This is a genomic window from Tateyamaria sp. (assembly GCF_039945315.1).
Classification (GTDB): Bacteria; Pseudomonadota; Alphaproteobacteria; order Rhodobacterales; family Rhodobacteraceae; genus Tateyamaria.
Map to the genome: position 1 here is coordinate 18559 of NZ_JBDUXB010000053.1, position 8574 is coordinate 27132.

The 8574-nt window shown below is 54.6% G+C and carries 7 protein-coding genes and 2 pseudogenes; 5 read left to right on the top strand and 4 right to left on the bottom strand.

The genetic code is table 11. From position 1 onward, the window contains the following. The first annotated feature begins 321 nt into the window (after nucleotides 1-321). The gene (locus tag ABJD00_RS17565; protein ID WP_348190482.1) at nucleotides 322-1161 is read left to right on the top strand and encodes a CPBP family intramembrane glutamic endopeptidase; all 840 of its coding nucleotides are present in this window, start codon (nucleotides 322-324) and stop codon (nucleotides 1159-1161) included. Nucleotides 1162-1165: 4 nt separating this feature from the next. Here the strand turns inward: ABJD00_RS17565 and ABJD00_RS17570 are convergent. Then, nucleotides 1166-1267 (bottom strand): annotated as a pseudogene (locus ABJD00_RS17570) (AsnC family transcriptional regulator); the annotation flags it as partial. A gap of 161 nt (nucleotides 1268-1428) precedes the next feature. On the opposite strand from ABJD00_RS17570, the gene ABJD00_RS17575 reads away from it, so the two are divergent. The 3 genes and pseudogenes from ABJD00_RS17575 to ABJD00_RS17585 all read left to right on the top strand — a co-directional run bounded on the left by ABJD00_RS17575 (nucleotide 1429) and on the right by ABJD00_RS17585 (nucleotide 4644). Then, nucleotides 1429-2049 carry a recombinase family protein gene (locus tag ABJD00_RS17575; RefSeq protein WP_348190479.1) on the top strand — a complete coding sequence of 207 codons (621 nt, stop codon included), beginning with the start codon at nucleotides 1429-1431 and terminating at the stop codon, nucleotides 2047-2049. A gap of 14 nt (nucleotides 2050-2063) precedes the next feature. Beyond that, a pseudogene (locus tag ABJD00_RS17580) lies at nucleotides 2064-3710 on the top strand (IS481 family transposase). A 1-nt stretch (nucleotide 3711) separates the two neighbouring features. Next, complete coding sequence (locus ABJD00_RS17585) at nucleotides 3712-4644, top strand: ExeA family protein (RefSeq protein ID WP_348190473.1); 933 nt, start codon at nucleotides 3712-3714, stop codon at nucleotides 4642-4644. A 1058-nt stretch (nucleotides 4645-5702) separates the two neighbouring features. On the opposite strand, the gene ABJD00_RS17590 is transcribed toward ABJD00_RS17585, so the two are convergent. The 3 genes from ABJD00_RS17590 to ABJD00_RS17600 form a co-directional block, all read right to left on the bottom strand. Then, nucleotides 5703-5987, bottom strand: coding sequence for a hypothetical protein (locus tag ABJD00_RS17590; RefSeq protein ID WP_348190470.1), 285 nt, complete (start codon nucleotides 5985-5987; stop codon nucleotides 5703-5705). A 139-nt stretch (nucleotides 5988-6126) separates the two neighbouring features. Next, a complete protein-coding gene (locus tag ABJD00_RS17595) occupies nucleotides 6127-7512 on the bottom strand; it encodes an ATP-binding protein (RefSeq protein ID WP_413849893.1) in 1386 nt (461 codons plus the stop codon). Then, nucleotides 7499-8173 (bottom strand): response regulator transcription factor, encoded by a 675-nt coding sequence (locus ABJD00_RS17600; RefSeq protein WP_348190464.1) that lies wholly within the window; start codon nucleotides 8171-8173, stop codon nucleotides 7499-7501. Before ABJD00_RS17600 ends, ABJD00_RS17595 begins: the two co-directional genes overlap by 14 nt. A gap of 208 nt (nucleotides 8174-8381) precedes the next feature. Between ABJD00_RS17600 and ABJD00_RS17605 the strand changes: the two genes are divergently transcribed. Next, the coding region (locus ABJD00_RS17605; protein WP_413859326.1) for a hypothetical protein at nucleotides 8382-8574 on the top strand (193 nt) is incomplete at its 3' end.

Sequence of the window (8574 nt, forward strand, 5' to 3'; positions counted from 1 at the left end):
CATCGCCGGTTTCGGATCGGATTATTTGAGACTGTATCGCGCCTTGAGATTACAATGCCTGAGACTGAGTTCGGATTATTTGCGAAGGGATCGCATTGCTGAGACTGGAACCGAACACGTGCGTATGTCGCTAATGGCGTTATCTCTTTGCGGAGGCGGAGCTGAAGGAACAGCGGTGTGGCGCGCGTGTCTGCAACATCCGGAAATTTTTCAGCGGTTTCTTTATCAGTCACTGGCTCTTCCAAGCTCTCAATATTGAAACCGCTTGCCTTTCCCGCCACGCCATCCGCATATAGGGCCACACAAACAGAGGGGAATATCGTGAGCCATCTTCTGCCGCTGCTGCCCGTGCTTTGGCCTTGGCTGGTTCTGATTGCAGCCCAGCTTGTAATGCTGAGCGGGAACCGGGGTATTGCCCTTACCCTGCTTGCGGCATTTGGCGCACTCGTTCTGATGCAAGGGTTTGTCTCCGCGGGCGCGGCGCTGATCGTGGTTCTGGGCCTTCTGGGGGCCGGGCAATTGCGGCGTCTTAGCGGTGTTTCTTTGGTGATCGGCCATGTGGCGTTTATCTTGTGGTGCCTTGCGCTGGCCCTGCACCTGCTGCCCGGAGCGCACAACCCGCTGATCCTGGATCAGGTGCAGGCCGGGCCCGAAAGCCGCCCGTTTACGATGTATATCAATCTGGACAAACCGATGATCGTATTCGCGGTGGTACTGGCATGGCCTGCAATGCTGACCGCGCGCCGCGTCACCGCACCAACACCGGTGTTGATAGGATTGGGGATGTTACCTGCCCTGCTGGCGACGGCCCTATTGTTTGGCGCTGTCCATAACGAGCCCGGCTTGCCTGAATGGTGGTTGGTGTTTGCCTTGTCCAACCTGTTTCTGACCTGCCTGACGGAAGAGGCGTTTTTTCGCGGCTATCTACAATCCGCCCTCGCCGCTCGTTTTGGTCCCATCGCAGGCATCGCAGCGGCCAGCTTGCTGTTTGGTCTGGCCCATGCCGCAGGCGGCGCGCTGCTGGTGGTGTTTGCGGGCCTGCTGGGGCTTGCCTGTGGGCTGGGATACTTCGCAACGGGTCGCCTGTGGGTGCCTGTGCTGATGCATTTCGGCTTTAACATGGCGCATTTGTTGCTGTTCACCTATCCCGGCCCGGCCTGATCCGTCAGACGGGAAGAGCAGTTGTCTTGAATACCGTCCGCAGCGCAAAAGAGCTTTGCATCTGCGCCACGCCCGGCAAACGTGACAGATATTGCCGATGAATGCGGGGCGCCCATACGCATATTCTAGCACCCGGAAAACGAGCGTTTTCCTTGTTGTAGATTCGATAGCATGGTTGGGCACGCCTGAGCACAAGAAAAACCGTTGCGAAAAACTTCATTAGCTTGCAGGGTGCGGCTTATCTAATCTGGTGGAGCTAAAATACAAATGCTCATTGGCTATGCAAGGGTGTCGAAAGCGGATGGGAGCCAGCTTCTCGATTTACAGCGCGATGCTCTGGTTGATTCTGGTGTCGCTGCGGATCGCATCTATGAAGACAAGGCATCCGGACGAAAGGATCACCGGCCAGGCCTCGAAGCCTGTCTGAAAGCGCTTCAGCCAGGGAACACGTTTGTCGTTTGGAAGCTCGATAGGTTGGGCCGCGATCTCAAGCACCTGGTTGCAACCGTTGATGAATTGCGCGACCGAGGTGTCGGATTGCGCGTGCTGGCCGGGGCAGGTGCAGAGATTGACACGACGACGGCCAACGGTCGGCTTGTCTTTGGCATATTTGCCAGTCTGGCTGAGTTTGAACGTGAACTGATTGCTGAGCGCACGCGTGCGGGTCTCGCCGCTGCGCGTGCGCGGGGCCGTAAGGGCGGGCGTCCGCGTAAGATGGATGTCACGATGTTGCGCATGGCGATGACTGCGATGGCTGACCGGGAAACACACGCTTCCGACTTGGCTAAACGGCTCGGGATTACCACAACCACGCTCTACGAATACGTGAATGGCGATGGCAGCGTGAAAGCGCCGGGTCAGAAGTTGCTGGATGCGGACGCCTCATGAGCAAAGGCGGCGTCATACCGGCAGAGGCTTTGCTCGATCTGCGCCGAAGACTGGATGATCTTGCACCGCGCGATCCGGGGAGGCGGATTATCATTGAAGGTGCTGCCAATATGTACGGCGTATCACGCGCAACTGTTTACCGGGCTTTGGCCGTTCAATTGCGCCTAAAGGGTTGCGCAGGGTTGATCGGGGCGAACCTCGCAAAACCCCGCGTGCAGACATGGAGCGGTATTGTGAAATCATCGCGGCGCTGAAAATCCGCACCTCCAACAAGAAGGGGCGCAAGCTATCGACTGCTCGAGCGATTGAGTTGCTGGAAAACTTCGGCGTCGAGACACCAGACGGTTTGGTCAAAGCACCGGAGGGCACATTACATCCGGTGACAGTAAATCGCTATCTTCGCCTCTGGGGATATGACCACGCCCGCATGACCCGGCCACCGGCGGCAGTACGGTTTGAAGCGCGGACATCAAACGCTCTCTGGCAATTTGACATCAGTCCATCTGATCTCAAGGGAATTGAGCAGCCATCCTGGATCGACCCGAACCGTAAGGGTCTGCCAGTACCGATGCTGTTCAGCGTGGTCGATGACCGATCTGGCACGTCCTATCAGGAATATCTCTGTGTCTACGGTGAGGATGTCGAAAGTGGGCTGAGATTCCTCTTCAACGCCATGGCTCCGAAGGACAGCGATGGCCCTGCCTTACAGGGCATCCCCGAGGCCATCTATCTTGACAATGGGCCTATTGCTAAAAGCGGCGTGTTCCACACGGTCATGGAACGGCTTGGCGTGCGCGTTATGACCCACGATCCTGCCGGTTCCGATGGACGCCGCCCGACGGCGCGCTCAAAGGGCAAGGTCGAGCGTCCGTTCCGCACAATCAAGGAAGCACACGAGACGCTATATCACTTCCACAAACCGGAGACTGAAGCTGAGGCAAACGCCTGGCTCTGGCGGTTCATTGACCAGTACAACGCCAAGCCTCACCGGCGAGAACCACACAGTCGGATTGAGGATTGGGTCCGCAACCTTCCTGCAACCGGCATCCGTCAGATGTGTTCCTGGGAACGGTTTTGCGCCTTCGCGCGGGAACCGGAAACGCGCAAGGTTGCCGGTGACGCTCGTATCCGAATTGATGGCACATTCTTCGAAGTCGATCCCGATCTTGCTGGTGAAACCGTCACACTTTGGTGGGGCCTGTTCGACCATGAGCTCTTTGTCGAATGGAATGACAAACGGTTCGGCCCGTATCTTCCGTCAGGTGGGCCAATTCCGCTGCATCGCTACCGCAAGCCACGAAAAACACAGACCCAGGCACGCGCGGACCGGATCGGTGATCTGGCGAAGAAAATCTCTGTGCCAAGGGCGGCGCTCAGCGGCGTTGGCGACGGGTTGGCCCGCTCTGCCGAAGTTCTGTCTTTTTGACAGCCAGCCCTTTGTTGATCCCGATCCTTACGGTCAGTTCACTTATCAGGGGCGTCTGGATGCGCTGCGTGGTATCGCGGATTTGCTGTGCAAACCGCTTGCGCGTTTGGCCGAAGACGATCTGGCGTTCGTTAATGCCCTCGTAGATCGAACACTCGACAAAACAATCATCAAACAAGAAGTGACTGCCCGGCTCTCAGGCAAAAGACCGGCCACCAAAGAGGAGAGCAATTGACATGCTGAACGCTGAGATCATGGCCCGATACGGTCTCGCCAAGGATTGGCGCACTGCCGGGTTCTTTGAAACCGAAAACCATCGGCGCATTACCCATGCTGTCCGCGCCGGTCTTGGGGCTGGGCGGCTGGTCGCCATCACCGGTCCGGTTGGCATTGGTAAGACCGTGTTCCTCCATCGTTTGCAGGACGAGATTGCCCGCGAGAAGAAAGTAACCGTCGCTGAAAGCCTGTCCGTGGATAAAACCCGCACGACGGTGCCAACACTGATCGCAGCCCTGTTCTATGACCTGTCGCGGGAGAAGGAGCCCAAAATCCCCACGCAAGGCGAGAAGCGGGAACGCGAGTTGCAAAAACTCGTTGCCCGTTCTGGCAAACCGGTCGCCCTCTTCGTGGACGAGGCTCATGACCTTCACAGCAAAACCCTTGTTGGCCTGAAACGGTTGATGGAAGTCATTGCGCGCGGCAGTGGCAATCTATCTGTCATCCTGGTCGGCCACCCGAAGCTACGTAATGACCTGCGCCGCCCCACCATGGAAGAAATCGGCCACCGCACAGATATCCTGCCTTTCGAAGGCCTGGGTGAAGATGCGCGCAAATATCTCGACTGGCTGCTGGAACAGTGCTCTGAGGATGGCGCGGACGTGAGCGACGCCATCGAACCCGCAGCGCTTGATCTCATGGCAGAGCGATTGACTACGCCCCTGCAGTTCGCAGAGTATTTGAACCGCGCCTTCGAGGCAGGGTTCCAGATCGGTCAGAAACCCGTCACTTCGGACATCGTGTCAGCATCCCTGGCTCCTGACTTTGACGACCTCGAACCACGCCTCACGCGTCAAGGCTATTCGGTGAAGGTATTGGCAGGCCAAACCAACCGAAATCCGGCGCTTCCTGAGTGGCCAGCTCGATACCTCGCGTACCCGAGAACTGGCTGATCAAATGCGCATGGCCGGTTTATCGATATGATCTCGTGCCTATGACCTCAGTCTCAGCAATGCGATCCCGTCGCAATTAATCCGATCTCAGTCTCAGATATTGTGATCTCACAGCGCTTTACAGTCTCAAATAATCTGATCCAAAATCGGCTATAATCTCAATTCCAAGCACGGATAATCTCAATCCACTACAGCTATTCTCTTCTTCTAACTACCATTTGTAAGCGTTTCGAAACCAAAGTTGATCTAAGCGAAGAAAGGGTTTCACCGGCGCTGCTACCGATCCGGCAGACCCTGAAGCAATTTCAGATCGAGGGCAGCAAAGAACTTCTCCGTGGTCACATAAGTATAAGGCGCACCGCGACGTGGTGCACAGGGTGCACAATAAGCAATGCAAAATGGTTACCAAGGAGTAGTTTTTGGTTACTCCGGCATTCTGGAAATTGGTTACCAACCGCAGCTTCTTGGTTTCCTTACTATGAAGTAATGGGAGGAGGACAGAGTTTTTGTTTGATTGAAGGAAAACAAAAAACGTAACTACCAGAGTACTTCTTCCTTCTTTCGCCGATGATCATTCAAAGCTGAAATGCCGAGAAATTTCCTAGTTCTCCGTTGCACAAAAACCGGTGAGATCTGTTTGCGATGAAACCCGAAACGGCCGGGGACCGTTTCGTTCTTTGTGTCGGCACGGGCCACTCTCTTGGCGCAAACAGACCTTTGGCAACCAGATCAGAGATCTCGGTGAGAAAACCTGTTTCGCCAGCGCTATTTCTTGGGGGATTGCAATACGAGCCGCCAGCACTCGGCCTCAATCAGATCTCTATCGACGTTTTCGAGTACGAGGGAGGCAAGTGCACTGAGTTCCCCGGGGCACGGGAGCGGCATCGTTCTCAGGTCGGCTGCTGAGATGACCGTGCTACCGCTGATACATCGGATCACAGCGTCGGCAGCAGAGCTGTTCAGAAACGTGAGTGCTGTCTTACGCGAAACCAACGGCTGCGAGGAAGATGCTTTGATAAAATTCAGATGGTTTTCAATCACGACAGACCCGTGTTCCATCAAAAAGTGCTCGGAGAGATCGGCAACGATTCGGCCTCTGCCATTGCGAGAGATCGGGTTGCATCAGAAACTGCTGTCTTGGCTGCATCAATCCGGTTCTCCAGAATGTCGATCCGAGCCTCACGGATCTGCGTCATAGCAGCAAGCGCGTCGTCGGCCGTTTTGAGCATTTGCTCTTGGGTGGGGTAGTCTACGTCGGCGGTTTCAGCCACTGCACTGGTCATCGGCAGTGCCGTCAGGGCACAGGCAAAGACCAAAGCGGTTTTCATCGATACAGTACGCATGTCGTTTCCTTTCAGATGCCATTTGCTTGTATCGAGTATGTAAGTTGTCGCCTTTGCCCACATCTGAGCCGAAATATACAAATTCGGCAACAAACCAGCCTTGCGTAGTAGGCGATGAGCCCGACGTTTCATTTCAAGACTATGCCGCAATGTCGTGTAGCTTGTCCTTTTTCGGGAAAGAAACGATGACCCTCAATCCCGGACCGTTGTCGTAAGCTCTGACCCTCGCTCCATGACGGGTGGCAATTGCACGTACTAAAGCCAGCCCCAAGCCGTTTCCGCCGCTTGAGCGGCTGCTGCTCGTGCGAAAGAAGGGATCGAAGATGCTTGCGCGTAAATCATCAGCTACGCCTGGCCCGTCGTCAGCGATAATGAGTCGACGTGCGCCATCTTGATCGTCTGCAAGCAACTCAATCTTCGTGCCACTGGGGCAATGTTCGATGGCATTTTTCACGAGATTATAGGCGAGTTGCAGAAGCATCTTGTGATCTCCCCAAATCAAAACATCCTTTGAGTTTCCCGGTCCGGTGACAAGAGTTTGTCCCTTTTCATCGGCGACGGCAGCAAAAGTATCTTGCATTTCGCGTACAGCGTCGTTGAGATCCATGTTGTCGAAGTAGGTCTGTGCGCCAGCGGTTTCGATACGAGAAATACGCAGGATGGTATCAAAGACGGAACTTAGCCGCTCTAGCTCACTTTCAAGGTTTTCGAGTTCTTCGCGGGCGTCTTCGGCCCGATCCAGTTTGCCGAGCGCTTGTTGCAACGCCATGAAGCCATGTGACAGGGGTGTTTTGAGGTCGTGTGCAATCGCCACAACTGAGGATTTTGTCGTCGTCATCAATGCCGAAAGCTGCTCGAGATGTTCGTTTACTTGTGCGGCGATCCGATCAATCTGATCGTTGGCTTGCGATACTGGCAATCGAGCTGCCATATCCCCCAAGGAAACCCGGTTGAGAGTTTGCTCTATGGTTTGCAACTTGAGCAGGTTGCGTCGACTGAGTACATATCCAAGCGAGAGTGTCGTCAACAGCACCACTATGCTCAGAAGAAGTAGTCCTTCGATGAGAGTCGCTAGGGCCTGGTTCTTTGGAGCCAGAGAGCGACCGACAACTGTCTGAAGACTGTCCTGTCGCGATGCATTGAGAAGATGACCATCCTCTAGGCCGAGAAAGCTCCGTTCTCCGGAAGACCTGACTTGCCAGCCGACGAAATCAGGTGCGAGATCGATGTTGCCCGCGAGGTGTTGCCCTTTTTCATCAAACACGCCGACCATGTGCCGCTGAGAGGAGAGGGGACTATTTAGCTCGATCACGGCGCGTCCGAGAGCTTCACCGCCACCGTCTCTCAGAATTTCGTGCAAAAGTATTTGCTCTTCAAGGATTTGAGCCTCGAGGTTTTGTTGGAGTGCGATCTCCACGCGCTGGTATGCGAACCGGCCAGCCCCAAACAAAACAAGCGCGAAGAGGACGGTCGCATAAAGAGCCGTCCTAAATGGAGCACCGGCAAGTACACTAGCGCGGTCCATGCATTGAATACCCCGTGTTGCGAATTGTGTGGAGTAAAGGAGTGTCGAAAGGCTTGTCGATCTTTGCGCGCAGCCTGCTTATGTGTGTTTCGACCACGGTAGAATGTGGATCGAAGGTGAAATCCCAGACCCTTTCCAGAAGCATGGTCTTTGTAATGACGCGACCAGGATTGCTCATGAAAACTTCCAGCAACGAGAACTCTTTGGTCTGGAGCTCTATCGTTTGGCCCTGCCGGTTCGCGGTACGCGACAGTAAATCAAGTTCAAGGTCGTGAACAACCAACTTCGTGGTCTCTGCCGTACCCTTTCTGCGGGTTAGGGCTTGTATGCGTGCAAGCAGTTCTGAGAAGTGGAACGGCTTGACCAAGTAATCGTCTCCACCTGCGGAAAGACCCGCAACGCGATCATCAACATCGCCAAGTGCAGTGAGGAAAATCACAGGCGTTTCAAGTCCAGCCCCTCGCATGGCCTTGAGCACTGACAAGCCGTCCATGCCCGGCATCATTCGATCCAGAATGACGACGTCACATTCATTGTAGAGACAGAAATTCAGCGCATCTCGGCCGTCATCGAGAACGTCGACCTGATAGCCGCACTCCTGCAGACCATTTGAAACATAGTCCGATGTTTTCGCATCATCCTCTGCCAGCAAAATTTTCATCGGTGTTTGTCACTTCCTAAAAAAGCGCGAAATGAGCAGCGCCGTTGATTGATTTCCTACATGTCTGAAGGCTCTCGCAAAACTTACAAATTTTCAAAGTTCAGGAAAAACCCGTGTCAAATGATTGTGGTCTTAACTGCTGCGACTCGACGCCGTTGTCGAGCCAAGGAGCGCATAGTCGCTTTAACAGCTTGAAAGGCGAAGACTCATGGCAACCGTATCCGCACTCATCGCTGGCCCTGAAAGCCAGCTCTTCACCAAACCAGAAGAAAGCCTCCACGATTTCGCAGGCCGTTTGCTGGATCATAAGATGTTTGGGGCGATTGTTCGCAACCAGATTGGCGAAGTCGTTGGAGTAATTACCGAACACGACATGGTGCGCGAGGCATTCCAAAAAAAGG